Source organism: Rudaea sp. (genome assembly GCF_047601565.1).
GTDB lineage: Bacteria > Pseudomonadota > Gammaproteobacteria > Xanthomonadales > Rhodanobacteraceae > Rudaea.
Window position 1 is genome coordinate 2,141,382 of record NZ_JASGIY010000001.1, and the last position, 23,775, is coordinate 2,165,156.

The window sequence follows — 23,775 nt, forward strand, 5'->3', positions numbered from 1 at the left end:
TGCGCAGTCGAGTCCAATGAAATCGGCGGGCCAACCCATAACCTTGGGTTTATCCCGTATTCGTCTTTCCACCCTGCCTGCGCAACGGGACGGACGTGCCGCGCAGGCTCCTAGGCGACCGATCGCAGCGCCGGCTGCTGGTGCCTGACCGCCGCCGACAACTCGGCCGGATCGAAGTCGTCCACCGCGATGAATTCGGCCGTCGCCGCGCGCACGCGCTCGAGCTGCGTGCGCTCGTCCGCCGTGATCGCGCCGAGTTGCTCGGCTTCGGCGAGTTGCGCTGCGGCATCGAGGCTCGCGAGCTGGCTGCGCGCCTTGGCGAACTTGCGCTCGACCGGTTCCGCGGCGATCACCTCGGGCAGCAGCGCGTTCATGCGGCCGACGACGTTGTTCGCGCTCGGCGTGAGATAGGCCCACTCGCCGAGGCGGTCGCGCGCGTCGTTCGGCGCCATCAGCAGCGCGGCGACGCGGTGGCCGAGGCGATCCGACGGCGGCACCTCAAAGCGGCCGAACGGGAACACGAGCGCGCGCAGCAGCCACGCGGCCGGGCGGATCGGGAAGTTGCGCAGCACGCCGTCGAACGCGTTCTGCATGCGCCACGCACAATCGTGGAACGCCCAGGCCAGCAGCGGCCGGTCGGCGACCGGACGGCCCTGATCCTCGTAGCGCTTGAGCATGGCGCTCGCGATGTAGAGATTCGACAGCACGTCGCCGAGGCGCGCCGACAGGCTTTCCTTGAACTTGAGCTTGCCGCCGAGCATGAGCATCGCCGAGTCGGCGACGAGGGCGAGGTTGGCCGCGTAGCGATTGAGCTTGCGATAGTAGCGGCGCGTGTACTTGTCGCCCGGCGTGTTGCCGATCTTCGCGAACGTGAGGCCGAGCACGAGGCTGCGCACGGCGTTCGAGACCGCGAAGCCGATGTGCGCGAACAGCTCCTTGTCGAAGGCGCGCAAACGCGTGGCGTAGTCGGCGATCTGCGCGGCCTGCAGCTCCTTGAGCACGTGCGGATGGCAGCGGATCGCGCCTTGGCCGAAGATCATCAGGCTTCGCGTCATGATGTTCGCGCCTTCGACGGTGATCGAGATCGGCACGGTCTGCCAGCCGCGGCCGGCGTAGTTGCTCGGCCCGAGCTGCACGCCCTTGCCGCCGTGGATGTCGATGATGTCGCGCGCGACTTCGCGCGAGAGTTCGGTGCAGTGGTATTTCGCGATCGCCGACGGCGCCGCGGGCTTTTCGCCGCGGTCGACCGCCGCCGCCGTCGCGCGCGACAGCGCGGTGATCGCGTAGGTGTGGCCGCCGATGCGCGCGAGCGCTTCCTCGACGCCCTCGAAGCGGCCGATGGCCATGCCGAACTGCTTGCGGATGCGCGCGTAGGCGCCGGTCGCGATCGCGCCCATGCGCGCGCCGCCCGAGGCGTTCGACGGCAGCGTGATCGCGCGGCCGACCGAAAGGCATTCGACGAGCATGCGCCAGCCCTGGCCCGCCATGTCCGCGCCGCCGATCAGCTGCGACATCGGGATGAAGATGTCGCGGCCGCGCAGCGGGCCGTTCTGGAACGCGCCGTTGAGCGGGAAGTGGCGGCGGCCGATTTCGAGGCCGGGCGTCGAGCGCGGAATCAGCGCGAGCGTGATGCCGATATGCTCCTTGTCGCCGAGCAGATGTTCGGGATCGTGCATCTGGAAGGCGAGGCCGATCAGCGTCGCCACCGGCGCGAGCGTGATGTAGCGCTTGTCGAAGGTCAGTCGCACGCCGAGCACTTGCATGCCCTGCCACTCGCCCTTGCAGACGACGCCGTAGTCGGGGATCGAGGTCGCGTCCGAGCCCGCGGTCGGGCCGGTCAGCGCGAAGCACGGAATCTCGCGGCCGTCGGCGAGGCGCGGGAGGTAATGGTCGCGCTGTTCCTGGGTGCCGTAGTGCAGCAGCAGCTCGCCCGGGCCGAGCGAATTGGGCACGCCGACGGTCGAGGCCAGCGAGCCCGAAATGCCCATCAGCTTCTGCAGCACGGCCGATTGCGCGTAGGCGGAGAATTCGAGACCGCCGTACTGCTTGGGAATGATCATGCCGAAGAATTTCTGCTTCTTGATGAAGTCCCAGATTCCCGGCGTCAGGTCGGCGAGCTCGTGCGTGATCTGCCAGTCGTCGGCCATCGCGCAGACTTCCTCGACCGGGCCGTCGAGGAAGGCTTTTTCCTCGACCGACAACTCGGGCGCCGGCTGCTTGAGCAGCTTCGACCAGTCGGGCTTGCCGCTGAACAGCTCGCCTTCGAAACCGACCGTGCCCGCTTCGAGCGCGGTGCGTTCGGTATCGGAAATCTGCGGGCGGATTTTCTCGTATACGGCGAGCAACGGTGCGGTGATGCGCTTGCGACGGAAATCGTCGAGGTTGAGCGGCAACGAAGCCAGGCCGAACGCGAGCGCGGTCAGTGCGATCGCGAGCCAGTGGCTGCCGGCGAGCGCGCCGATACCGAGGATCGCGGCGAAACCCGCGATCGTCCACGTGCGCAGGCTGCCGCGGAAATACGCGCAGGCCAGCGAGGCGACGACGGCGGCGAGCAGGGGAATCCAGTTCATGACATGTACCTTTCGAAGACTGCGGTGGAGGGGAAGAGGTTCCCTACCATACGCAACAGTATGTGATCGGACTTTAGTACTGTCAATACGCTGGCGTACTGAAAGAAAACCTTTTCATGAACAAGAAGTTGTAAACGTTTACTGCTGCGGCGCAATATCACGAACCCTTACGCCGGCACGCACCAACCGCTACCATGCGGGGCATGCTGGAAGCCGCAGAAAAAGCCGAACGCTCGCGCCTGTCCGCTGCCGACTGGGAAGCCGGCGCGCTCGACCTGATCGCCGAACAGGGCGTGCCCGCGCTCGCCGTCGAACCGCTCGCGCGCCGGCTCAACGTGACCAAGGGCAGTTTCTATTGGCACTTCGCCACGCGCGAGGCGCTGCTCAAGGCAGCCCTGCAGAATTGGGAAGCGCACGTTGACGAAACGCTGGACCAGATCGCCGCCGTTGCGGATCCGCGCGGACGCCTGCGCGAACTGTTCCGCCGCACGGGGCGCGAGGCGCGCACGCACGGCATCTATTCCGCGCTGCTGCGCGCGCTCGACCATCCGATCGTGCAGCCGGTGATGGAGCGCGTCTCGCAGCGGCGCCTGGATTTTCTCAAACGGGCCTATCGCCAGGTCGGCATGTCGCCCATCGAGGCGCTGCATCGCGCACACCTCACCTACGCGGCCTACGTCGGTTTTCTGCAACTCGCGTTGCAACTCGGACTGCCGCGGCTCGATCATGCGGAACTGGAGGAATACGTCGAACACGTGATGTCGACCTTGATTCCGCGATAGCGTCTGCTTTCCTTCTCCCGATGGGGCGTCGCGCCGGGCACGAGCGCGACGACCCATCCGAACGCGCTCGCGATATGCCGGCAGGGGCGGCCGCAATCCCCTGCCGAGGATGGCGCATCGCGGGAGTTCTAAACCATACTGGCGCCCCGCGCATCCAAGCCCGCAAATGGACGGCGCCGTTCTCAGCATGAAGGCATACCCACGGGATACCGACACCGTTGCCGAAGGCCGCCCGGATCGCGGCGACGACCACGCGCTCGTGCGCGCCTCGCTGGCCGGCGACGCGCGCGCGTTCGAGCGGCTGTACCGCGCCCATGTCGGCCGTGTTCACGGCGCGATCCTGCGCCTGGTCGGCATGGACCGCGCGCGCGCCGAGGAGCTGACCCAGGAGGCGTTCATCCAGGCTTGGCGCAAGCTGTCGAGTTTCCGCTTCGACGCGGCGTTCTCGACCTGGCTGTACCGCCTCGGCGTGAATACGGCGCTGATGGAATTGCGCGGCCGTCGCGACGAGGTCAACGCGGACAATGCCGCGCTCGAACTGGCCGCCGGCGGCGAGGTGCCGTTCTGCGCCGGCGAGCGCGACGACCTGGAACGCGCGGTGTCGAAACTGCCGCCGCGCGCGCGCGCCGTGCTCGTGCTGCACGACGTCGAGGGTTGGAAGCACGAGGAGATCGCCGCCGAGCTCGGCATGGCGGTCGGTTCGTCGAAGGCGCAGTTGCATCGTGCGCGCGCCCTGTTGCGAACGACACTTGAAGCGGCTTGAATGGCCCGTCTTGCGGGCGACGAGGTGAGAGATGGACGGCGAATTCCAGTGGCGTAACCAGATGCGCAAGCTCGACCGGGCGGTCGAGCCTGCGCGCGACCTGTGGCCGCAGATCGAGGCGCGCATCGCCACGCCCGCGACACCGCGGCGGCAATGGCGTCGCCCCGCGTTCGCGATCGCGATCGCGGCCAGCGTGCTCGTCGTCGCCGGCGCCGCGTTCACCGCCGTGCATTTGCGCCACGCCGAACCGGCGCTCGCGCAGGTCGCGTTGCCGACCGCGCTGGACTGGGCCAAGCCGGCCGATCCGAGACTCGCCGACGCGGCGCAGGATCTCGACAAGGCCAGCGCCGATCTGCAGGCGGCGCTCGAAGCGCGCCCGGACGCGGTGTTCCTCGTCGGCATGCTCAACCGCACCAACGCGCAGCGCATGCGCCTGATGCGGCAGTCGGCGATTTCGGGTTGATCCCCGGACCGGATCGAATCAGGAGGGAAAGATGAAATTTCCGATACGCCATGTCTCGTTCGCCTGCGCGCTGCTTGGCGCTTTGCCGGCAGCGTTCGCCGCGAATCCGCCGACGCAGGAAACGATCGGTGCCGAAGGCGCGGCCCGGTCCATCCAGCGCAGTTGGGCCTTCGCCGCCGACGGCACGATCGAGATCGGCAACGTGCGCGGCAGCGTGACCGTGACCGGCGGCAACCAGGACACGGTCGACCTCAGCGGCAGCCTCGGCGCCGATTCCCGGCTCTCGATCGAAGGCGACGCGCGCCGTCTGGAACTGCATGTCGAATCCAAGGGCGGCAAGGGCTGGTTCGGCACGCAGGGACCGGACAGCGACACGACGCTGGTGCTGAGCGTGCCGCATGCCGTGTCCGTCAAGCTCGACCTGGTCAGCGCCAACGGCAAGCTGAGCGGCATCGACGGCAAGTCGCTCGACGTCGACGCGGTCAGCGGCAAGCTCGACTTGAACAGCGCGGCGCGCCGCATCGAGGCCAACAGCGTCAGCGGCAGCGTCACCCTCGACGTACCGAAACCCGGCGTCGTCGAACAGGCGCACCTGCAGACCGTGAGCGGCGACATCCGTGCGACCGGCGCCGACGGACGCGTCAAGCTCGAAACCGTTTCGGGTGCCATCGGCTTCGCCGCGCCGACGGTGGCGGAGTTCAACGCCGAATGCGTTTCCGGTTCGATAGACGCGACGGCGGCGCCCGCGAAAGGTGCGCGCCTGCACGCGGAGACGCTGAGCGGCACGGTGCGCCTGCGTCTGCCGGAGAACCTGTCCGCGCACATCAAGGCGGAGACGTTCAGCGGCAGCATCGGCAGCGACTACGGCAAGGTCGAGAAGGCCGAGTTCGGGCCGGGCAGCAGTCTCGACGCGCGCGTGGGCGAGGGCGATGCGCGCATCGAGGCGCAGTCGTTCAGCGGCAACGTCGAGATCCGCAAACACGACTGACGTTCTGGTTTCGTGCGATCATAGGCGGTGAACGACGACGCGGTCGACGACACGGTCTTTGCGATGACGAACGGCAACAGCGCCGCACGATTGGCGAACGCGGCAGGGGCGGCGGCTTCGGCCGGGCGCTGGCAGGAAGCCGAACGCCTGTGGTCGCAGGTGCGCGATCTGGAACCGGAAAACCCCGCCGCGCTGTTCAGCCTCGGCGTGCATGCCTTCCAGCGCGGCGATCTGGCTGCCGCGCGCGAACTGTTGGACAAGGCGCGCATCGCCGCGCCGCGCGATCCGATGGTCCCGCTCTCGCTGGCGCGCGTGCATCGCGAGGCCGGGCGGGCGGATCTGGAATGGAGCGCCATCATCTCCGCGCTCGACATCGACCCGTATTTCCTGCCGGGCCTGCTCGCGCGCGGCGAATTCCTCGAACGCGACAAGCGCTCCCGGGCCGCCGCCGCCGTGTTCCGCAACGTGCTCAAGGTGGCCGGCAACGATCCCGCGCACTGGCCGCAGGCGTTGCGCAAGCGGCTGGAACATGCGCGCGCGGCGGTGGCGCGCGACGGCGACGAACTCGCCGCCTTCCTCAAGCACAAGGTCGACGCGCAATATGCGGCGGTGGACGCCATCGCCGGCGGTCGCTGGGACGAAGCCATGGCCATCCTCGCCGGCAAGAGCAAGCCCTACGCGCACGAGTGCAACCAGTTGCACGTGCCGCGCCTGCCGGCGATCACCTTCTACGACGACGCCCTGTTCCCGTGGATGCGCGAGGTCGAGGCGCGCACCGAAGCGATCAAGGCCGAGTTGCAGGAGATGCTCGTGCGCCGCCAGGACGAGTTCGTGCCCTACATCCAGTACCCGCCGGGCGCGCCGGTCAACCAATGGGACAAGCTCAACCATTCGCGCAACTGGAGCGGCTTTCATCTCTACCAGCACGGCGCGCCGGTGCGCGAACACCTCGACCAATGCCCGAAGACCGCCGAAACGCTGGCGCTCGTGGATGCGGTAACGATCGCGGGCCTGTGCCCGAACGCGATGTTCTCCGCGCTGGCGCCGCACGCGCACATTCCGCCGCACACCGGCGAGACCAATGCGCGCCTCGTCGCGCACCTGCCGCTGGTGGTGCCGGAGAATTGTCATTACCGCGTCGGTTACGACTGGAAGCAGTGGCGCGAAGGCAAGTGCTGGGTGTTCGACGATTGCATCGAGCACGAGGCGCGCAACGACAGCGACCGATTGCGCGTGATCCTGATGTTCGACGTGTGGAATCCGCAGCTCGCGCCGGCCGAACGCGAGATGGTCGGCGCGCTGGCCGAGGCGATGAACGAATACCGTAGCCAAACCGATGGAACCTGAAATGCAAAGACCGATCCTTGCAGTGTGTCTGTTCGCCTTCGCCGCGTCCGCGTCGGCGCAGGCGTCGCATCCTTGCGCGCAGGTCGCGCAGCCGCAGGCGCGCCTGGCCTGCTACGACAAGGCGTTTCCGCCGCCGCGCGAAGTCAACGAAGCGGCGGTCAAGCAGGCCGCGGCGGATTTCGGCCTGAACAAGCCGGTCGAGCCGCTGCGCAATCCCGACCAGAGCGTCGCGGAAGTCACGCCCGACCGCATCGAAAGCAAGGTCGCCGATGTCGACTGGCTCGGCGGTTCGTCCGTGCGCAGCATCACGCTCGAAAACGGCCAGGTGTGGGTGCAGACCCAGGCCGCCAACGCATCCGTGCGCGTGGGCGATACCGTCAGGTTGAGCAAGGGCATGCTGGGCAGTTATTTCCTGACCACGCAGGCGGGCGTGAAGCTGCGTGTGCGCCGCACCCACTGAGCGCATGGCGGCATCGTCCAACCGGCCGTTGAGCGCCGCGCAGGCGACGCGTTTGCGGCAGGCCTTCGCGCTGCTGCAATCGGGCAACGCCGCGCAGGCGCTCGCGCTGGCGTGGGCCCTGGTGCGCGAAGCGCCGGACTGCGCCGACGCCCAGCAGTTGCTCGGCCTGTGCCTGGCCGAAACGGGCCAGCCCGCCGACGAGGCGTTCCGCCGCGCACTGGCCCTGCACGACAGCCCGCTGATCGCGGCGAACTACGCCACGTGGTTGCGCAAGCAGCAGCGTTTCGCGGATGCCGTGGGCGTGCTGGAGAACGCGCCGACGACCGCGCAAATCGCCTTCCTGCTCGGCTCGACGTTGCTGACGCTGCACGACCACGTGCGCGCCGCGAAGGCGTTCGAGTGCGCCCTGGCATTGCAGCCCAGCGCCCAGGCATGGCATGGACTCGGCAGCGCGCTGCACGGCAGCGAGGACTGGGAAGTCGCCGCCGCCGCCTTCCGCAAGGCCATCGAACTCGACGCCGACTACGCGCCGGCCTGGGTGAACCTCGCCGCGGTGCAGCGCCTGCTCGGCCGCCTCGACGAGGCGACGCAGAGCTTTCGCCGCGCGCAGGCGCTCGGCCACGACACCGCCGAGGTGCGCAATGCGCTGGTCGGCCTGCATGCCGACGCCGGCCGGTCCGCACAAGCCCTGCAAGGCGCGCGCGAACTGGCACGCGCCTTCCCGGCCGATGCGCGGACCTGGGAAACGCTGACGGATTTGCTGTGGGAGCACGGCGCCGAACTGGCGCCAGGAGAAGACCCGCTGGCGGCGCTGCAGGATGCCGCGCAGGCACAGCCGGACAACGAACCCTTGCAATTCACGCTGGCGCGCCTGCTGCGTGCCGCGCAACGCGACGAAGCCGCGCTGGCGGCGCTGCAGACGATGCGCCGGCGCGGGCAGGGCGGGCGGCGGCTGGACTGGTTCGAGGCCGATGCGCGCGACGCGCTCGGCCAGTTCGACAAGGCGCAGGCGTTGTTCGAAACCGCGCAGCGCACGTTCGGCGACGATGCGGATTTCCTCAACGCCTACGCGCGCCATGCGTTCCGCAGCCAGCGTTTCGAACTGGCCCGCGATTGCGCCGCGCGTGCCGTGCGAGTCGCGCCGCGCGATCAGGAGGCCTGGGCCAACCTCGGCACCGCGTGGCGCCTGCTCGGCGATGCGCGCGAATACTGGCTGTTCGGTTACGAGAACCTGGTCGGCTACGACGCGATCGAACCGCCGCCGGGCTTCGCCGATCTGCCCGCGTTTCTCGCCGCCCTCGCGCAAACCCTGCACGCCCTGCACAACGCGGTGCGCCAACCCTTGCATCAAAGCGTGCGCGGCGGTTCGCAAACCTCGGGGCTGCTGTTCGGACGCGACGACCCCGTCATCCGCGCCGCCGAAACCGCGTTGCGCGCCGCGGTCGAAAAATGGCTGGCGACGCTGCCCGGCGACGACACGCATCCGTTTCTGTCGCGCAGGCGCCGCAGCGTGCGGTTCGCCGGCTCCTGGTCGGTGCGGCTCCAATCGGCGGGACACCATTCCAGCCACATCCACAACAAGGGCTGGATGAGTTCGGCGTTCTACGTTTCCTTGCCGCCGTCCGTTGCCGCCGCCGCCGCCGACGGCGGCGCACCCGGCAGCCTCCATCTCGGCAAACCGCTGGAAACGCTCGGGCTCGACCTGCCGCCGCGCCGCATCGTCCGCCCGCAAGCCGGGCACCTGGCCCTGTTTCCCTCGTACCTCTGGCACGGCACCGTGCCGTTCGCCGACGACGAACCGCGCCTGACCCTCGCCTTCGACGTGTTGCCCGCGTAACTGCGGGGCGGCATGCTCGTCATTCCCGCGAAGGCGGGAATCCAGGTCTTGCTTTTGATCGTTCGCTTTTCAGTGGTTTCAAAAGCCAAAGCTTCCACTCGCCTTCGGCGAGCGGGTGACTTTTCTTTGCACGTGCAAAGAAAAGTCACCAAAAGAAACACGCCCCAGCGCATGGCGCCCTTCGCGCATTCTGCGCTGCGGGTCCGCGTCAGCGGCCGGGTTCCGTTGATGGCACATCCGTGTGCCACAACGGAATGCGCGCGATCCTCGCGCGCACCCTTCGGGCCTTGTCGTCCGCTGCCGCCGCCATGCGCGGAAGAGCAAGAGCAGCGCGCTCCTGCGCGCCTCGCTTTCCTTCTCCCACCGGGAGAAGGTGGCGCGGCAGCGCCGGATGAGGGAAGAGCCTCGCACGAATGAAGGCCGATCCAATCTGCAAAGCCTTTCCCTCATCCGCCCCTTCGGGGCACCTTCTCCCGGTGGGAGAAGGGAAGCGCAGAGCGCTCGTGCTCTTGATCTTCGAGCCCCCGTTTGCCGCGGCGCATTCTCTTTGGTTCCTTTCTCTTGTGCGAGCAAGAGAAAGGAACCCGCGCGCCGGACGCGCGCGGAATGGCGAAGGGGCGCGGTTGGAAAGAATCAAAAGCCAAAGCAAGAACTGGATTACACGCGGCGGTCCCGCCGCGTGCCCTCCGGGCCATTCGCTGCGCGAATGTTCGCTTCGGCATCCTGCCTGCGTGAGTGCGCAGCACGCCGTTACGCCGCCGCGAGCCGCTGCTGCGCGTCATAACCCCTGCAGGCCAGCACCACCGTCTTGGGCACCGCCGCTTCGCCCGATTCGTAATACGCCACCATGCGCCGGGACAAGCCCAGCGCCTCGGCCGCTTGATCGAGCGTGAAACCGCGACTCAGGCGCCAATCGGAAAACGCCACCGCATCGGCATGCCCCAGCGCGATGAGCGTGTCGCGCCAGAGCGAATCCGCGCCGATGTCCACGCCGCTGGGCCATTCCACGCTGTGGCCGTGCTCGCCGGGTTTCACGCGGCGGAATTCGCGCGCATCGCGCAGCGGCGCGAGCGAGGCGAGTCGCCTCACCTCGGCCGCCAGATCGACGGCGACTTCCTCGCCACTCGACCAGCGCAGAGCGAGCGCATGACCTTTTTGCGCGCGCACGCTCTCGATGCGCGGCGGTGGATTCTTTCGGCTCATCGGTTCAACTCCTTCCATTTCGCGGCCAGCGCCGCCCGGTTTTCTTTTGCCCAGGCCAACGCATCCGCCGCATCGCGCTGCCGCAGCTCGCCGACGAGAAACACCCGCGTATCGATGGCGACCGAGGCGCGGTCGTCCTCTTGTCGATCAAGTGGAAATGCGGCACGCCGCTCGCGCGAGTACATGTCCAGACGGCGGCGTGCGAAACGCTTGATCGTGGGCATCTGCGTATATTAGTGCAATCATTGCACTTTTCAAGCGAAGCCATGGCCTGCAAAAAATGACAGCCTGTCGCGCTGGCGCTTCGGGCTCTTTCTTCCCTTCTCCCACCGGGAGAAGGTGCCCCGAAGGGGCGGATGAGGGAAAGGCGTTGCAGAGAGGAAATGTCTTTCGGGTGTGCAAGGCTCTTTCCTCATCCGCCCTTCGGGCACCTACCCCGTTCGACATCCTTGTCTCACCCTCAGTCGGCTGTCGCCGACTTCGACCCGGTGGGAGAAGGGAAGCAAGGCTTTGCCGGTCGGCCGGGCGAGGCTCGCCGAATCGCCGGGTCGCGCGCGCAGGCGTATGATCCGGGCAGGCAACCCGTGCATCGGGGAACCTTCTGTTTTTTTTCCACGGAGAAAAAATATGAAATTCGCAACCCCGGTCTTTGTGACCGCCCTGCTGGCCGCTTCGGCGGTGCCCGCCGCCGCGCAACAAGCCGCCGCGCAGCAGAAATCCGAACAGACCGCCAAACAGGACCCGGACGCCATGGTCTGCAAAACCCTGGAAGTGACCGGCAGCCGCTTTCCCAAAAAACAGTGTCATACGCGTGAGGATTGGGCGCGGATGGAGAGCGATGCCAAAACATTGATGCGTGATGTGCCTGGCCGCGTGATGCCGTGCGATGGCGAGTGCGTCCCTCTGCCACCGGGTGACCCTAGCGGGCATGGTCATTAACCAAAAGCAACCCGGCTATGCCGCACCCACGGTTCATTTTTCCACCCGATAAAACCCGTGGATGGCGAGCTTGCTTGACGAGGACTTTGGGGCGGCGTAGATTGATTTTCGCAGGGGAAAATTCGAAACGAGGGACTCTGCATGAATATCAAATCCGTATGTTTCGCTGCCATTGCGACATGTCTGGGCGCGTTCGCCCCGCAACAGGTTCAGGCCGGTTCGCTGACGGGCATCGCGCTCGAATGCGTGGGTTCAGCCACCGGCTTCGTCGAGTTTCGGTAGTATTTGCCATGCGACTACAGCGTCCGGATCGGGATATACCGTTCAGGCTGTCGTCTTTACGCCACCCGCCGGGGATGTAGTCACCTACGCGTGGACGGTTCCGACGGATTCGGATATTGTCATTACGTCGGGATGCACTTCGGTATCATCTTCTTGCGTACTGTTCACTCATGCGTACGCGGATGTAAACAGAACAATACAAGTGACCGTGACAGATGTCACCACGAGTGAGGTGGCTTCCGGATTGAGTACCAAGTTTTTAATTGCTGCCACATGCTATAGCCCTTACGTTCATTTTTGTTAATGTCAAAGGTCCGCACAACCATGGCAGGTTGTGCGGACCTCAATGTTTCGAACTTGAGAAACTTGGCTCATTGGGGTTCGCTGCGCTCACCCAACGGACTACGGACTGGAATTCCGGAAGAACCTGTTTCCTTGGAGAAAAAATATGAAATTCGCAACCCCGGTCTTTGTGACCGCCCTGCTGGCCGCTTCGGCGGTGCCCGCCGCCGCGCAACAAGCCGCCGCGCAGCAGAAATCCGAACAGACCGCCAAACAGGACCCGGACGCCATGGTTTGCAAAACCATCGAAGTGACCGGCAGCCGCTTTCCCAAAAAACAGTGCCACACGCGCGAGCAATGGGCGCAGATGGATAGCGATGCCAAAACGATGATGCGCGAATTCCAGGCGCGCCCGATTCCGTGTAACGCCAATGTCAGTACCACTAGCGGGTGCGTGCCCGTCGTGGGTGATCCTAGCGGACATTGATTGCAGAAAAATGGATTCACCGATAAAGAGAGCACCGCACCCACGGTTCGTTTTTCCACCCGGCAATGCCTGCCGGGTCGCGGGCTTGCTTGACGAGGATTTCCGGACGGCGTAGATTGATTTTTACAGGGAAAAACTCGAAAAGAGGCACTCTGTATGAACATCAAATCGGTATGTTTCACTGCCATCGCGACATGTCTGGGCGCGTTTGCCCCGCAACATGTTCTGGCCGGTTCGCTGACGGGCATCACGCTCGAGTGCGTGGTTCAGCCACCGGCTTCGTCGAGTTTCGGACGCCATTGCCACGCGGTCAATGCGTCCGGATCGGGTTATACCATTGCGGCTGTCGTCTTCACGCCGCCCGCCGGGGACGTAGTCACCTACGCGTGGACGCTCCCGAATGATTTTGATTATGTTATTACGTCGGGGTGTACTTCGGCATCGTACACTTGCACATTGTTCACCTATGCGCAAACGGATGTAATGAGTTCGATAGAAGTGACCGTGACGGACGTCACCACGAGCGAGGTGGCTTCCGGGTTGATTACCAGGTTTTTGATTCCCGCCACATGCGGTAACGGGTTTTGCTAAAATCAATTGGCGAAGGTCCGCACAACCGCAGAAGATTGTGCGGACCTCGATGCTCCGAACTCAGGCCAAGCTCGTCATTCCGGCGAAAGCCGGAATCCAGTGTCTTTCGCTTTTTTTTTCAGCGCATTCCAGAGAGCTTGGTAGTCGCTGGATTCCGGCTTGACTCGCGGCATCCTGCCGCTTGCCCCTTCGGGCCATTCGCTGCGCGAATGTTCGTGCGCGTTCCTGCGCGCCTCGTCGCCGGAATGACGAGCAAGAGCGGGTTTGCTTTGACTTTGGAGCATGGGGCGCAGCGCATGTTCAACGACCGGCCGCTGCCCGCCCGAGGCGATCCGCAAGGCGGCCATTGACGGGATTGCCAATGCAACAAGCGGTAGATTCACCGAATCAGGAACTGCAGCGCGGCTACGCGCTGCTCGGCGAGGGACGCACCGCCGAGGCGCTGCAACTGGCGGCTTCGCTCGCCGCCGCCCACGCGGATAATGCCCGCGTGCTGTTGTTCGCCAGCGAGGCGCACTCGGCCAACGGCGAACCCGAGGCGGCCCTGCCATGGATCGACCGCGCCGTCGCCGCGAGCGGCGGCCATCCGTCGCTGAAGCTGGCGAAGGTGCGCGTGCTGCTGCATCTGCGCCGACGCAGCGAGGCGGCGGCGCTGGCCGCCGAGGCGGCGCAGGCCAGCACGGACGGCGGCGTGGTCTGGCAGGCCGGCAAGCTGCTGAACTCCTGCAATCGCCTGGACCAGGCCGTCGCGCAATACGAACGCGCGCGCAGTCTGGCCGGCGACCACCCCGGCCTGCTCTACGACCTCGCCGTGGCGCGTTTCTTCCACGGCGATTTCGAACAGGCCGAGCGCGACCTCGACCGCGTGCTCGAGTTGCAGCCGCAGGCCGGCCATGCGCTGTACCGGCGCGCGACGCTGCGCACGCAGACGCGCGAGCGCAACCACGTCGCCGACATCGACCGCCGCCTCACCGCGGGCATCCGCGAGCCCGCCCACGAGGCCTGGGCGCTGTACGCGCTCGGCAAGGAACTGGAAGATCTGGGCCAGTACGAAGCCTCCTTCGTCGCGTTCGCCGCCGGCGCGCGCAAGCAGCGCGGCACGCTGGCGCAGTACGACGTGGCCGAAGAAGTGGATGCGCAGCGCGCGTTGCGCGAGGCGTGGACGGCCGCGGTCATGGCGCGGCCCGATGCCGGATGCGCGGACGACGGCGCCATCTTCATCGTCGGCATGCCGCGCAGCGGCACCACGCTGGTCGAACGCCTGCTGGTGCAGTCGGGCCAGGTGCGTTCCGCGGGCGAAATGCCCGACTTCGCCAATCTGTTCGGCATGGCCGCGCAAAGGCGCGTCGACGAGGGACTTGCATCGACCTCGGCGCAGGCCTCGACCGCCATCGACTTCGCCGCGCTCGGGCGCGAGTACGTGCGCGGCGCGCGCGAGGCGGCCGACGGCAGCGCGCGCTTCATCGACAAGACGCCGTTCAATTACCTCTACTGCGGTCCCATCGCCAAGGCGCTTCCGGACGCGCGCATCCTCCACCTGACGCGCGATCCGCTCGACGCCTGCTACGCGGTGTTCAAGACCCTGTTCTTCAGCACCTGGAATTTCTCCTACGACCTCGACGAACTGGCCGAGTACTACATCGCCTACCGCGAGACGATGCGGCACTGGCATGAAGTCATGCCCGGGCGCATTCTCGAGGTGGCTTACGAAAACCTGGTGAGCGACACCGGGAATCAGGCGCGGCGCATCTACGAGTGGTGCGGGCTGGAATGGAATCCGCAGGCGCTGGCCGTTCCGCAGACCGGCCAGGTCGCCTTCAAGACGGCCAGCGCCGCGCAGGTGCGCGAGCCGGTGCACCAGCGCTCCGTCAGCAGCGCGCAGCGGCATCGCGAGCGCCTCGCCCCGTTGATCCGCAAGCTGGCGGCCGCGGGGATTCTCAAGGAATAGCACGGTTGGGGTGAGCGCAGCGAACCCGAACCTGTCTTCCCTTCTCCCACCGGGAGAAGGGAAGAAAGCCATTTGTGGCGCGTGCCGGTCAATGCCGCGTAGAACAGATTGAAGCCGTCCACATGGACGCGCGTGCGCATTTTTCCATTCCCGCAAAAGGCAAAGCCGCCTTTCGGCGGCTTGCTTGGCGAAGCGTCGCCGCCCGCCGCCCGACTGGACGATCTCATCGCGGCAAAGGAGGCGCTTGGCCGCGACAAGGATTTGATTGCCGCCAGGGAACTGCGCGCCATTCGCGAGAAGCTGCGCTGATAAATCCTTATCCGGGACGGATCGGGGTGCGCTGGATCGACTCGGCGGCATTACCGGCGTTGGCGATGCCCGGTTCTTTGCTGCTTTCGTCGATCAGCTTACGCATGCGACGATACTGATGAAAGCGGCGTAATACATTACTCTTGCGGTTAGGCAGCCATTGCCGCCAGTGCGGCCGCGGCTCGTTCGAGTCCGCCGAGGATAGTTTCGGCGACGCGCGGAGAGAAATCCGGTGACAGTTCCGCTCGTACTTCCTCGATGGCCGCCGGCGTGCGCGCCAAAATGCCCTCGATGATCGGCTCAGCGGTCGGTGCGTAACCCACCTTCTGTGCGGTGCTGTCGAAGTGCCGACGCTGGATGGTTTGCATCGTGTAGTGCTTGTTCTTGCCGAGTAAAGCCATCGCCAGCTTGATCCCGTGTGGCGACCATTGACGAGGACCGTCACCCAGTACGGGATAAGCCGACATCACGTCGTACAGTCGAGTCAGCCGGAAGCGGCCACGTGGCTGGATTTGGATGCTGAAGTTCTTGGCGTGGCCGTCCGGTGCGCGCAGCAGCCAGAACAATATCTGCGCGGCCATCAATGTCTTCGTGTCAGCCTCGGCGTTCTCGGATTGTCGCAAGGCGGTGAACAGGGCCTTGAGCCCTGGTCCGCCCTCGTTTTCGTACTTGAGCAGTGGCGAGCAGCCTTCCACTTGACAGAAGTCTTCCTGCGGCAGCCGCATCAGCCAATCGCCGCTGGGTGCGACACGCCGGTCGAAGCGCTCGACGACGAGCACGCGCTGTTTGCCGAAGTTCGCGATGTTAGCGTCGGCAACCTCCAGTCCGTAGGCCTTGAGTAGCCGCAGGCATAGCCACTCGTTGTCTACAGAGGTGCTGAAGTCGGCCTGCCGGCCGCCGACCAAGCCGAGTGGGAGCTTGAATATGTGGCTCGTGGGCGTCGCGCCGCGCGGCACCTGCCATTGCCCGTCCCACCACAGGAAGGCGGTTTTTTCCTGGGCGCCGGCCAGGGAAATGCGGAAGTCCGCGTCGGGATCGCTACCGGCGCCGAAGGCACGCGCAGACACCGTCTCCATGAGATGCCGCTCGATGGCCTCTTCGGACAGGGGTGTGCCTTCGATACGGTCGAAACCTTCCGGCGTCTCGTCTTCCCCCAGTATCTGGACCGCACCCGCGCAATCGCGGCCGATGGCCTTCAGAAGATCGAAGGGGGCGGTTGATCCGGTGCGAAAGCGTTCAGCCACGCGTTGGCGGATGATGTCGCTGTCGGGCAGGAGGTTGTCGAAATAGTTCGCGACTTTCTTGCCTTTGAGAGGCAAATTGTCCAGATTGAAAGGCAGTGACAGGGACAGTGGACGGCCAATGTCGGCGGCTGCCCAGTCCTCGTCGTATCGGAGTTCCATTTCCCCACGTGCCGGGATCGTCCAGCGCCCGACATGCGCGCCATTGATCCAGAGCGACAGGCTACGGCTGTGCGACCGGCGGCCCATGTCACCAGTCCGTCTGTATCCGGGATGGCACACGGCCGCCGCGCGCGCCGATGGCCAACTCCAGGCCAAGTGCCGAACACCAGGCCAGCAATTGCGCCACGTTCAGGTCATGGGGATTTTGTTCCAGATGGGATACTCGCGATTGGCTCATGCCCATGCGACCCGCCAAGGTCGACTGAGTCATACCCTTGGCTTTGCGGGCGGCTTGCAGCATCGATCCTAGCTGCGAGGCGGTGACCAGGGGATGGGACGAAGGCGTCATGGTGAGGTATCCGGAATACGAATAAGTGCGTTTTATTCCTAAAAAGAATATTTGTCAAATATCCGGATAGCGAATATGTCCGCCTACTCTGCGGTCAGCCATCGTGTTGGCGCCCTCGACGTTCGGCGCGCTCGGCTTCCCAGCCCTCCAGCGCCTGCGCGACTCACGCCGCCGCGCGCAGTTCGAAGGCCACCTTCACCGCATCGTACGGGAACCGGTACTTGCCGCCCTGCACGCGCTCGATCACGCCGTTGCTTGCCAACGCGTGGAATCTGATCGAAGTCGGTACAGCAATCTGATCCAAGCCGGTACGGTGGATGTGGGTAATCCTGACGCCTTTGCCCTTGTCGATGAGTTTCCGGAGATTACCCATGAAGCAGTTGTTGGAGTTGGCGCGCCTGCGGTTCGAGCTGAGGCGCTCGTATTCGGAGATAGCGGGCAGTCTGGGCGTGGCGCGCTCGACGGTACAGGAAGCGGTGCGGTGTTTCCGATCGGGGGGCTGGGCTGGCCATTGTCGCCAGAACTGGACGAGGATACGCTGTACGCACGGTTGTACCCGGTAACGGTCGTCAGTCAGGTGGTGGAGCCGGACTTTGCCGCGCTGTCGAAGGAACTGGCGCGCAAAGGGGTGACGCGTAAGTTGCTGTGGCGCGAGTACGCCGACAACATCCGGGACGGGCGCTGGCCTACGCGCAGTTCTGCGCGCGCTTCGCGGTCTTCAAGCAGTGGAGCGATCCCGTCATGCGCTTGGTGCATAAGCCGGGCTCGCGGATGTTCGTCGACTACGCCGGCATGACGATGACGATCACGGATCGGCACAGCGGCGAGGCGACTGTCGTGGAGACGTTCGTTGCCGCCCTAGGCTACTCGCACGCGATCTACGCCGAGGCCAGCATGAGCCAGAAGGCCGCGGATTGGATCGGTGCCAACACGCGCGCACTGACTTATTACGGTGGCGTGCCCGAGGCGATCGTGCCGGACGATCTGAAGAGCGCCGTGGTCGGCACAGACCGCTACGAGCCGCGCATCCAGGACGACTACCAGGAATGGGCGCTACGGCACGGCGATCCTGCCGGCCCGGGTGCGCGCCCCTGACGGCTGGCGATCTACAACGAACAACGCACCCACAGCGCCATCGGTCACCTGCCGCCGCTGGCGTTCAAACGACGATGGCAGCAACGGCAGTTTCCAGAAATGAATGGACTCGGGTAAGGGGGATTGACCGTATCGGATCGGACGATGCCATTGTCGACGTGAAGGTGCTGCGGTTCAATCATTTGGCATCCCTTACAAGGCGGAGTGCGTCAAAATCTTGTCTGAGTTGCGTTCCGTTTCTCTCTATCCGAGCCCACTCCTCCTTAGTGTGACACTCTCTTTTCTTGAAATGAGTTCCAATTGTATCCAGCATCTTGCAAGTCTTCGCATTCAAGGCAGGCTTCATGGCCCTATCTGCTTGGCTCGGTGCGGCGGCGGCCTGTGCGCCAGAGAGTGACACGCAAGTCACGAGAAACAATCCAGATATCATTCTTTTCATCGAGGATTTCATGACTGCTCTCCGATTAGAAATTATTGTGATTTTTAGTATACATAACCCGCGTGATTTTTTCGGACCATTAAGTTGAGAATGACTCAATTGTGAACTGCTTTGATTCGTCAGGCCAATGGTCGAGCTTCGAATATCAAAAAACCCCCGGACTTGCGTCCGGGGTTTACTTTTGCAACCGCTTGCGACTCCGGATCAGAACTTGAGGCTCACACTGATGAATACGTAGCGTCTCACCTAGCCGTGGCCGTTGTCCGAGTTGTTGATGGCGTTGTTGGCGTCGCTGCGAGAGGCCGGCGCCGAGCGAAGCTCGGTATCGGCGCCATCTTTAACTCTTCGCGTCATAAGTGTAATAATCAGGGTTGCCGGTGACGCCGGTCCTGAACGGCGGCGGGTCGGTATCACCACCAGAAACTTCATCAATTTCTTTCGGTGTCAAGGGCACTGCCAAGTTGCGGCCAAGTACGCGGTTTTGTTCAGACATGTTCGCTTGTTCAGACATGTTCATTCTCCTTGAATTTGATGCAAACGCTGCATCGGCGGTATCAACCGAAGTTTTTTCAGCCCATACGGACCCTTCCACCCCGGTCGTCAACGACGTGTAGCTCGCGATCATTGCGCGCCAGCGCATTCAACCGCTTGCTAGAAAATATACCCTGATCCAATAGCGAAACGCTCGGGAATGCGCGTGCTCGGTTTTCAAAACCCGAACCTTCAACCACGAAACGACAAAAAGTATCCAGTACTGGTAACTCCGGTGCAGATTGCTCTAACCAGAGAAATTGCCCTTGTTCGTTAATCTCAAGAAATACGTATTTTCCTTCTGGAGTCAAAATCAGATCAGCAGAGCCAAATACGATGCCGAGGCACTTCATGAAGCGACGAATGAGACTGGCCACGTGCTCGGGTAGCTCGAAATGATGCCAATCCTGTTTTGCCTGATATCTCCAGTCGTCTCCCTGATCAAGAGGACGATGGTCGATCGCTGCAGCGACGCAACAGCTTCCGAAGAAGATCGCTCGGATCTCCTTCGCTTTTCTGATGCGTGGTTGGAAAATACCGGGAACCATCTGAAGATACACATCGGGAGGGAGTTGCTCTAACGTTACCGTCGCCGTGTAGTTTCCATACCGCTTTCCGTTCTCTTCCCAGCTGTGCGACCGAAATTGCTTATGCACCACGCCGCTTTCTTTATGGCGATAAATGAATTCCCGGATTAGCGCAGGGTCATTGCTAAACAATGTCTCAGGAACAGTAAGCCCCATCTTTTGAGCCAACGTGAGCTGAAGCAACTTATTGTCGGCACGCTCTGCGTTGTACACCGGATTGATTTGTCTCGCACTAGCCCCGATAAGCGGAGCAAATCCATCGACGAACATCTTGGTTTCCGTCTTCGTCATCGCGAGATCGTCGGGATGCAACACATCTTCATTGATGTAGGGTACGCTGAACCGGCGAAACCAAACAACGTCGAAATCGTCTAGGTTGCGATCGATCTGCGCACCTCGTGCGCGGATGCGCAAAGCGCGATTTGGAGTTATTGAAAGGCTCAATGCTTGTCGCGTCGGATAGTCTGGCATAAACCATCTCTGCACATCGCAGCCGATATGTTCCAATGCTTGGGCAACGGCAAGCGCCGTGTAGTCGTAAACGAATGTGCTGATTAGCACGCGGGCGCGAAACTTTGCGGAACCATCCACCACTCAATCTCCCGCGGCAATAGCGAGTTCTGGATTCGGCTTCGTGCCGGCTGTACGAATCGGCAATACAGACTCCGCCCCGAAGCGAACCACACGCCCTGCGCTGGCGATTGACTCCGCGCGATGTGTAATCACAATCCGCGTGATGTTGAGATGTGCCACACTTGCATTGATAGCGCGTTCACGCTCGATATCAAGATGACTGGTTGCTTCGTCGAGCAGCAGGATGCGCGGATTTGCATACAACGCGCGAGCGAGAATCACACGTTGTTTCTGCCCCCCCGATAGCGTCGAGCCCATATTGCCGATCCATGTCTCATAGCCCATCGGCATGGCGTTGATATCCGCGTGAATCGCGGCAAGTCTTGCAGCTTCTTCAATCCGTTGTGGCGTAGCCTCTGCGTCGAAGAAGCTGATATTCTCGGCAATTGATCCCTCGAAAAGCTGATCATCCTGCATCACGGAGCCGATCATGGCACGATACCGTTGTAGTCCGAATTGGCGAATATCGAGGCCGCCAATTCGGACGGTGCCCTCGACTGGCTTCAGCAAACCCAAGATGATTTTTGCTAACGTAGTCTTGCCGCAGCCGGACGGTCCGACGATGGCGATCGACTCGCCAGCTGAAACACGCAAGCTGTAATTCTTTATCACCCACGGCTCATCCGCCGAATAACGAAAGCTGACATCGTCGACTTCGATATCGAAGGACGCTATGTCTGACTGGCCGCCGAAGCCGAGTATTTCCGGTGCAGTAAGTGCGATATCTCCTATACGTAGCGCATGCAAGCGCAACAAACGAAGTTCGACAAATTTGTCGATTAACCCGCTGAATCGCGTAATCAATTCATCGGTGTATGCGACGAACGCAACCAACATGCCGGCGCTGAAATTTCCGTTCAATACCTGCAATGCGCCAAGCCAAATAATGACGACGCGCAGCACGCCAAATGACCAAAGGTTGAGCGCACCGAAGGCATAGCCGATACGCTGTGCAGCGAGGCCATACTGCGCCGCGTGCAAGCTGATATTGGCGAAACGCGCGGCGCGATCGCTCTGCTTGTTCGCTAGTTTGATCGTCTGCGCACCTCGGATTGCTTCGAGTAGACTCGTCTGCTGACGCGCCGCGAACACGATCTGATCTTCATTTGCGCGCCATAATCGAGGGTAGGCGAGATGGCGGCAGAGCGCGTAGGCGGCAAGGCCGAGCAGCATCAGTTCGGTTAGCGGTGGACTATAGATGCAGAGGAGTGCCAAGGCCAAGCTACCCATCACACCGTCAAGAATCGATTCGACGAAACTGCCCGTTAGTGCATGTTGAATGCTCTGAACTGAGGCGAAGCGCGAAGTGATGTCACCAACGTGACGCTTTTCAAACCATTCCATCGGCAGGCGCAGTAAATGGGCAAACAGATTGCCGAGCCATTGCGCGTTCAGTCTTGCGGCGAGCCAGCTGATTGCCCAGCCGCGCGCCGCCGTAAGACCCGCCCGCAGCGTGATCACGCCGAGAAAGCCTGCACCAAGTAATCCGAGCAATTGCCGATCACTCGTTACCAATACCTGGTCGAGCACCGTCTGAAGGTAAAAAGGCAGGACTAAGGCGAATAGTTCTAGCGCCAGCGCCAATAGCAGAATATGCAGCGCGGCACCGCGAAGTCCCTCGACATTGCCTACGAGTGCTCGCAAGGGAATAGACTGTTGTTCCTTGACTGGCTTGAAATTTGCAGCGGGCAGCAGCTCTAAGGCAATGCCAGTGACATGTTTGCTGGCTTGCTGCATCGACAGTTTTTGGTAGCCGCTTGCCGGATCATGAATTTCGACGTACTTTTCTGTTGCCCGCTTGAGCACGACGAAGTGATTCAGATTCCAATGCAGAATGCAGGGTGTACTGAGTTGCGGCAAATATTCTAGTTCAACGCGTAGTGGTCGCGCGTCGAAACCAAGTGTGTGGGCATCAGCAATGATTTTCGCGAGCGTTACGCCGCGCGCAGAAGTCGAAAACCGGCGCCGCATGCTAGGCAAGTCGATCTCGTGCCCAAAATATCTCGCGATCATCGCAAGGCAAGCCAAACCGCATTCCGCCGCTTCGGTTTGTACTAGCAGAGGCAGGCGACGGGATATCAAGTGGGTACCGCCGCGTTGCGCGCAAAACCAAAAACTGGCTCCAACAGCCATTCGATCAGACGTCTGCGGTCGAGCAGAATGTCCGCATCCAGTGTCATGCCTGGCTTAAGGTTTTCAAGCTTATCGTAAGCAAAGATGCTTTGTTGTTGTAAACGCACCGTGACGCGATACATCGGCTCTTCGACTTTGTGCCCGAGCAACGTGGTAAGTTCGTTTGCGCCTGTGGCGCTGCGAGAAACTTCCGCAACGTTACCAATTTGATGACCGAATTTCTGGTACGGGAAAGCCTGATAACGCAGCAAAACATAATCACCGGTCGCAACAAAGCCTATAGCATGGCTCGGAAGCCACAATTCGGCCTGTAGCTGCGAACCTTCCGGAACCAGCGAAAGCAGGCGCTGCCCTGCTATTACAGATTGCCCGCCCATTACGGCGAGACTGGATACGACACCTGCTTGCGCGGCGCGCAACACCACGGCACGCTGACTCTCGTTTTGTGCCAATGCTTGATCAAGTTCGGCAATCTTGTGTTGCAGTTCAATGCGCTCAGTTTCCGCGTTTAGCGGCATCTGATTTAACTGATCTTGCTGGGTTGCAAGCTGTTGTTGGATTTCTGCGCGTTGGCGTCGTAGTGCGGCACACTCTGCTTGTGCGGCCAGAGCAGCGGATTTTTGTTGCTCGATTTGAACACCGGATACGATACCGCTTGACAATAGCGGTTGTAGCTTTTCCCACAGCGCTTGTGCGCTTTGAGCCTGCTTGAACTGGATCGTTAGTTGCGCGTCGAGTTGGTGTCTTTGGTCGCGCAGACTTGCAATGCGCGACGCGAAACCTTGCTCCTTTTGTACGGTAAGCCGAACTTGATCCTGCAGTGCCTGGACGTAGTGGGAACGTTGCGCTTTGATCTCTTGGCTAATCGCATTGCGCGTCTTGCCGATTACGGGGTTATCTATGTCCGTTGATATCTCCACTAGCGCCTGATCGCGTGCGACCGTATCGCCTTCATGCACCCAGACTCGCGCAATCGTACCCGCAGTAGGCGCAGCAGTGGTCAACAAACCCTGCGATGGGGTCAATTCGCCCGAGACACTCTGGTGACGAGTGTAGCTCCCAAGCGTCAAGAAGGCGCCGAGCGCTAAGCAGACAATTATCGAAATCGCTGTGAGTAGGCGATACGGTAATGGCATCGCCAACTCGATGGTACCCAGCCAGTCGCATCGTTTGGCGGCGATGACTTCTTGTCGAAATAATCTCCTTCCCACGTTCTCCATGTGCTGCTCCCTCAAGTTACGTCTCTCTTCCTCGCATGCGGATAGTCCATCTGCCGGGCGTGCAAGTCAAGAGTGTCCAACAGAGTGAGTTTTGTCCAATGAGACATGAGTCAGAAGGGCTCACGTGATTCCAG

At 62.7% G+C, this 23,775-nt stretch carries 26 protein-coding genes; 15 read left to right on the forward strand and 11 right to left on the reverse strand.

The annotated features are described in order from the left end of the window. Positions 1-110 precede the first annotated feature (110 nt). On the reverse strand, positions 111-2,570 hold the full coding sequence (locus QM741_RS09355) for an acyl-CoA dehydrogenase (protein ID WP_415207442.1): 2,460 nt from the start codon (positions 2,568-2,570) through the stop codon (positions 111-113). Positions 2,571-2,773: 203 nt separating this feature from the next. Here QM741_RS09355 and QM741_RS09360 point away from each other — a divergent pair, with 203 nt between their 5' ends. The 7 genes from QM741_RS09360 (at position 2,774) to QM741_RS09390 (ending at position 9,210) form a co-directional block, all read left to right on the forward strand. Beyond that, positions 2,774-3,352, forward strand: coding sequence for a TetR/AcrR family transcriptional regulator (locus tag QM741_RS09360; protein ID WP_415207443.1), 579 nt, complete (start codon positions 2,774-2,776; stop codon positions 3,350-3,352). 187 nt (positions 3,353-3,539) lie between these two features. Next, the gene (locus QM741_RS09365; protein WP_415207444.1) at positions 3,540-4,115 is read left to right on the forward strand and encodes an RNA polymerase sigma factor; all 576 of its coding nucleotides are present in this window, start codon (positions 3,540-3,542) and stop codon (positions 4,113-4,115) included. A 31-nt stretch (positions 4,116-4,146) separates the two neighbouring features. Continuing rightward, positions 4,147-4,578 (forward strand): hypothetical protein, encoded by a 432-nt coding sequence (locus tag QM741_RS09370; RefSeq protein WP_415207445.1) that lies wholly within the window; start codon positions 4,147-4,149, stop codon positions 4,576-4,578. A 31-nt stretch (positions 4,579-4,609) separates the two neighbouring features. Continuing rightward, positions 4,610-5,566 carry a DUF4097 family beta strand repeat-containing protein gene (locus QM741_RS09375; protein ID WP_415207446.1) on the forward strand — a complete coding sequence of 319 codons (957 nt, stop codon included), beginning with the start codon at positions 4,610-4,612 and terminating at the stop codon, positions 5,564-5,566. Between the two features lie 27 nt (positions 5,567-5,593). Next, positions 5,594-6,913: an aspartyl/asparaginyl beta-hydroxylase domain-containing protein gene (locus QM741_RS09380; protein WP_415207447.1), complete on the forward strand. Its 1,320-nt coding sequence runs from the start codon at positions 5,594-5,596 to the stop codon at positions 6,911-6,913. A 1-nt stretch (position 6,914) separates the two neighbouring features. Further along, a complete protein-coding gene (locus QM741_RS09385) occupies positions 6,915-7,373 on the forward strand; it encodes a TOBE domain-containing protein (protein WP_415207448.1) in 459 nt (152 codons plus the stop codon). 4 nt (positions 7,374-7,377) lie between these two features. Beyond that, on the forward strand, positions 7,378-9,210 hold the full coding sequence (locus tag QM741_RS09390; RefSeq protein ID WP_415207449.1) for a putative 2OG-Fe(II) oxygenase: 1,833 nt from the start codon (positions 7,378-7,380) through the stop codon (positions 9,208-9,210). A 750-nt stretch (positions 9,211-9,960) separates the two neighbouring features. Here QM741_RS09390 and QM741_RS09395 read toward each other — a convergent pair. Both QM741_RS09395 and QM741_RS09400 read right to left on the reverse strand, forming a co-directional pair. Continuing rightward, the gene (locus tag QM741_RS09395) at positions 9,961-10,413 is read right to left on the reverse strand and encodes a DUF2442 domain-containing protein (RefSeq protein WP_415207450.1); all 453 of its coding nucleotides are present in this window, start codon (positions 10,411-10,413) and stop codon (positions 9,961-9,963) included. Further along, positions 10,410-10,598: a DUF4160 domain-containing protein gene (locus QM741_RS09400; protein ID WP_415207451.1), complete on the reverse strand. Its 189-nt coding sequence runs from the start codon at positions 10,596-10,598 to the stop codon at positions 10,410-10,412. The genes QM741_RS09395 and QM741_RS09400 overlap by 4 nt, the downstream gene beginning before the upstream one ends. Positions 10,599-11,040: 442 nt before the next feature. Between QM741_RS09400 and QM741_RS09405 the strand changes: the two genes are divergently transcribed. From QM741_RS09405 to QM741_RS09420, 4 genes are all read left to right on the forward strand, one after another. After that, complete coding sequence (locus tag QM741_RS09405) at positions 11,041-11,352, forward strand: hypothetical protein (protein ID WP_415207452.1); 312 nt, start codon at positions 11,041-11,043, stop codon at positions 11,350-11,352. Between the two features lie 141 nt (positions 11,353-11,493). Beyond that, on the forward strand, positions 11,494-11,634 hold the full coding sequence (locus tag QM741_RS09410) for a hypothetical protein (RefSeq protein WP_415207453.1): 141 nt from the start codon (positions 11,494-11,496) through the stop codon (positions 11,632-11,634). A 448-nt stretch (positions 11,635-12,082) separates the two neighbouring features. Beyond that, positions 12,083-12,403 (forward strand): hypothetical protein, encoded by a 321-nt coding sequence (locus QM741_RS09415; RefSeq protein WP_415207454.1) that lies wholly within the window; start codon positions 12,083-12,085, stop codon positions 12,401-12,403. Between the two features lie 156 nt (positions 12,404-12,559). Beyond that, positions 12,560-12,994, forward strand: coding sequence for a hypothetical protein (locus QM741_RS09420; RefSeq protein WP_415207455.1), 435 nt, complete (start codon positions 12,560-12,562; stop codon positions 12,992-12,994). A 74-nt stretch (positions 12,995-13,068) separates the two neighbouring features. On the opposite strand, the gene QM741_RS09425 is transcribed toward QM741_RS09420, so the two are convergent. Next, the gene (locus QM741_RS09425) at positions 13,069-13,341 is read right to left on the reverse strand and encodes a hypothetical protein (RefSeq protein WP_415207456.1); all 273 of its coding nucleotides are present in this window, start codon (positions 13,339-13,341) and stop codon (positions 13,069-13,071) included. 14 nt (positions 13,342-13,355) lie between these two features. Between QM741_RS09425 and QM741_RS09430 the strand changes: the two genes are divergently transcribed. Next, positions 13,356-14,942 carry a tetratricopeptide repeat-containing sulfotransferase family protein gene (locus tag QM741_RS09430; protein ID WP_415207457.1) on the forward strand — a complete coding sequence of 529 codons (1,587 nt, stop codon included), beginning with the start codon at positions 13,356-13,358 and terminating at the stop codon, positions 14,940-14,942. Positions 14,943-15,122: 180 nt separating this feature from the next. Then, positions 15,123-15,251, forward strand: a complete 129-nt coding sequence (locus tag QM741_RS09435; protein ID WP_415207458.1) for a hypothetical protein — start codon at positions 15,123-15,125, stop codon at positions 15,249-15,251. Positions 15,252-15,400: 149 nt separating this feature from the next. On the opposite strand, the gene QM741_RS09440 is transcribed toward QM741_RS09435, so the two are convergent. The 3 genes from QM741_RS09440 to QM741_RS09450 all read right to left on the reverse strand — a co-directional run bounded on the left by QM741_RS09440 (position 15,401) and on the right by QM741_RS09450 (position 17,376). Next, complete coding sequence (locus QM741_RS09440) at positions 15,401-16,741, reverse strand: type II toxin-antitoxin system HipA family toxin (protein ID WP_415207459.1); 1,341 nt, start codon at positions 16,739-16,741, stop codon at positions 15,401-15,403. A gap of 1 nt (position 16,742) precedes the next feature. Then, positions 16,743-17,003, reverse strand: a complete 261-nt coding sequence (locus tag QM741_RS09445) for a helix-turn-helix domain-containing protein (RefSeq protein ID WP_415207460.1) — start codon at positions 17,001-17,003, stop codon at positions 16,743-16,745. Positions 17,004-17,166: 163 nt separating this feature from the next. Then, complete coding sequence (locus QM741_RS09450) at positions 17,167-17,376, reverse strand: hypothetical protein (RefSeq protein WP_415207461.1); 210 nt, start codon at positions 17,374-17,376, stop codon at positions 17,167-17,169. On the opposite strand from QM741_RS09450, the gene QM741_RS09455 reads away from it, so the two are divergent. Together QM741_RS09455 and QM741_RS09460 are read left to right on the forward strand one after the other, a co-directional pair. After that, positions 17,375-17,566 carry a helix-turn-helix domain-containing protein gene (locus QM741_RS09455; protein WP_415207462.1) on the forward strand — a complete coding sequence of 64 codons (192 nt, stop codon included), beginning with the start codon at positions 17,375-17,377 and terminating at the stop codon, positions 17,564-17,566. The genes QM741_RS09450 and QM741_RS09455 overlap by 2 nt on opposite strands. Positions 17,567-17,744: 178 nt before the next feature. Continuing rightward, positions 17,745-18,098, forward strand: coding sequence for a hypothetical protein (locus QM741_RS09460; protein WP_415207463.1), 354 nt, complete (start codon positions 17,745-17,747; stop codon positions 18,096-18,098). Between the two features lie 776 nt (positions 18,099-18,874). On the opposite strand, the gene QM741_RS09465 is transcribed toward QM741_RS09460, so the two are convergent. Genes QM741_RS09465 through QM741_RS09480 form a run of 4 tightly spaced genes read right to left on the reverse strand, consistent with a single transcriptional unit; the run spans position 18,875 to position 23,641 of the window. Beyond that, on the reverse strand, positions 18,875-19,048 hold the full coding sequence (locus tag QM741_RS09465) for a hypothetical protein (protein ID WP_415207464.1): 174 nt from the start codon (positions 19,046-19,048) through the stop codon (positions 18,875-18,877). 58 nt (positions 19,049-19,106) lie between these two features. Then, complete coding sequence (locus tag QM741_RS09470) at positions 19,107-20,246, reverse strand: MvdC/MvdD family ATP grasp protein (protein ID WP_415207465.1); 1,140 nt, start codon at positions 20,244-20,246, stop codon at positions 19,107-19,109. Between the two features lie 3 nt (positions 20,247-20,249). After that, the gene (locus QM741_RS09475; protein ID WP_415207466.1) at positions 20,250-22,421 is read right to left on the reverse strand and encodes a peptidase domain-containing ABC transporter; all 2,172 of its coding nucleotides are present in this window, start codon (positions 22,419-22,421) and stop codon (positions 20,250-20,252) included. Further along, a complete protein-coding gene (locus QM741_RS09480; protein ID WP_415207467.1) occupies positions 22,367-23,641 on the reverse strand; it encodes an HlyD family secretion protein in 1,275 nt (424 codons plus the stop codon). The genes QM741_RS09475 and QM741_RS09480 overlap by 55 nt, the downstream gene beginning before the upstream one ends. Positions 23,642-23,775 lie beyond the last annotated feature (134 nt).

What these genes read in the sequence shown, in the direction of transcription:
- QM741_RS09425 (WP_415207456.1), bottom strand. Translation starts at nt 13,341, where the DNA reads ATGGCCGCCTTGCGGATCGCCTCGGGCGGGCAGCGGCCGGTCGTTGAA.
- QM741_RS09375 (WP_415207446.1), top strand. Translation starts at nt 4,610, where the DNA reads ATGAAATTTCCGATACGCCATGTCTCGTTCGCCTGCGCGCTGCTTGGC.
- QM741_RS09420 (WP_415207455.1), top strand. Translation starts at nt 12,560, where the DNA reads ATGAACATCAAATCGGTATGTTTCACTGCCATCGCGACATGTCTGGGC.
- QM741_RS09480 (WP_415207467.1), bottom strand. Translation starts at nt 23,641, where the DNA reads ATGGAGAACGTGGGAAGGAGATTATTTCGACAAGAAGTCATCGCCGCC.
- QM741_RS09455 (WP_415207462.1), top strand. Translation starts at nt 17,375, where the DNA reads ATGAAGCAGTTGTTGGAGTTGGCGCGCCTGCGGTTCGAGCTGAGGCGC.
- QM741_RS09445 (WP_415207460.1), bottom strand. Translation starts at nt 17,003, where the DNA reads ATGACGCCTTCGTCCCATCCCCTGGTCACCGCCTCGCAGCTAGGATCG.
- QM741_RS09395 (WP_415207450.1), bottom strand. Translation starts at nt 10,413, where the DNA reads ATGAGCCGAAAGAATCCACCGCCGCGCATCGAGAGCGTGCGCGCGCAA.
- QM741_RS09410 (WP_415207453.1), top strand. Translation starts at nt 11,494, where the DNA reads ATGAATATCAAATCCGTATGTTTCGCTGCCATTGCGACATGTCTGGGC.
- QM741_RS09465 (WP_415207464.1), bottom strand. Translation starts at nt 19,048, where the DNA reads ATGTCTGAACAAGCGAACATGTCTGAACAAAACCGCGTACTTGGCCGC.
- QM741_RS09405 (WP_415207452.1), top strand. Translation starts at nt 11,041, where the DNA reads ATGAAATTCGCAACCCCGGTCTTTGTGACCGCCCTGCTGGCCGCTTCG.
- QM741_RS09365 (WP_415207444.1), top strand. Translation starts at nt 3,540, where the DNA reads ATGAAGGCATACCCACGGGATACCGACACCGTTGCCGAAGGCCGCCCG.
- QM741_RS09370 (WP_415207445.1), top strand. Translation starts at nt 4,147, where the DNA reads ATGGACGGCGAATTCCAGTGGCGTAACCAGATGCGCAAGCTCGACCGG.
- QM741_RS09450 (WP_415207461.1), bottom strand. Translation starts at nt 17,376, where the DNA reads ATGGGTAATCTCCGGAAACTCATCGACAAGGGCAAAGGCGTCAGGATT.
- QM741_RS09385 (WP_415207448.1), top strand. Translation starts at nt 6,915, where the DNA reads ATGCAAAGACCGATCCTTGCAGTGTGTCTGTTCGCCTTCGCCGCGTCC.
- QM741_RS09360 (WP_415207443.1), top strand. Translation starts at nt 2,774, where the DNA reads ATGCTGGAAGCCGCAGAAAAAGCCGAACGCTCGCGCCTGTCCGCTGCC.
- QM741_RS09475 (WP_415207466.1), bottom strand. Translation starts at nt 22,421, where the DNA reads ATGGCTGTTGGAGCCAGTTTTTGGTTTTGCGCGCAACGCGGCGGTACC.
- QM741_RS09460 (WP_415207463.1), top strand. Translation starts at nt 17,745, where the DNA reads ATGCGCTTGGTGCATAAGCCGGGCTCGCGGATGTTCGTCGACTACGCC.
- QM741_RS09390 (WP_415207449.1), top strand. Translation starts at nt 7,378, where the DNA reads ATGGCGGCATCGTCCAACCGGCCGTTGAGCGCCGCGCAGGCGACGCGT.
- QM741_RS09430 (WP_415207457.1), top strand. Translation starts at nt 13,356, where the DNA reads ATGCAACAAGCGGTAGATTCACCGAATCAGGAACTGCAGCGCGGCTAC.
- QM741_RS09400 (WP_415207451.1), bottom strand. Translation starts at nt 10,598, where the DNA reads ATGTACTCGCGCGAGCGGCGTGCCGCATTTCCACTTGATCGACAAGAG.
- QM741_RS09415 (WP_415207454.1), top strand. Translation starts at nt 12,083, where the DNA reads ATGAAATTCGCAACCCCGGTCTTTGTGACCGCCCTGCTGGCCGCTTCG.
- QM741_RS09440 (WP_415207459.1), bottom strand. Translation starts at nt 16,741, where the DNA reads ATGGGCCGCCGGTCGCACAGCCGTAGCCTGTCGCTCTGGATCAATGGC.
- QM741_RS09355 (WP_415207442.1), bottom strand. Translation starts at nt 2,570, where the DNA reads ATGAACTGGATTCCCCTGCTCGCCGCCGTCGTCGCCTCGCTGGCCTGC.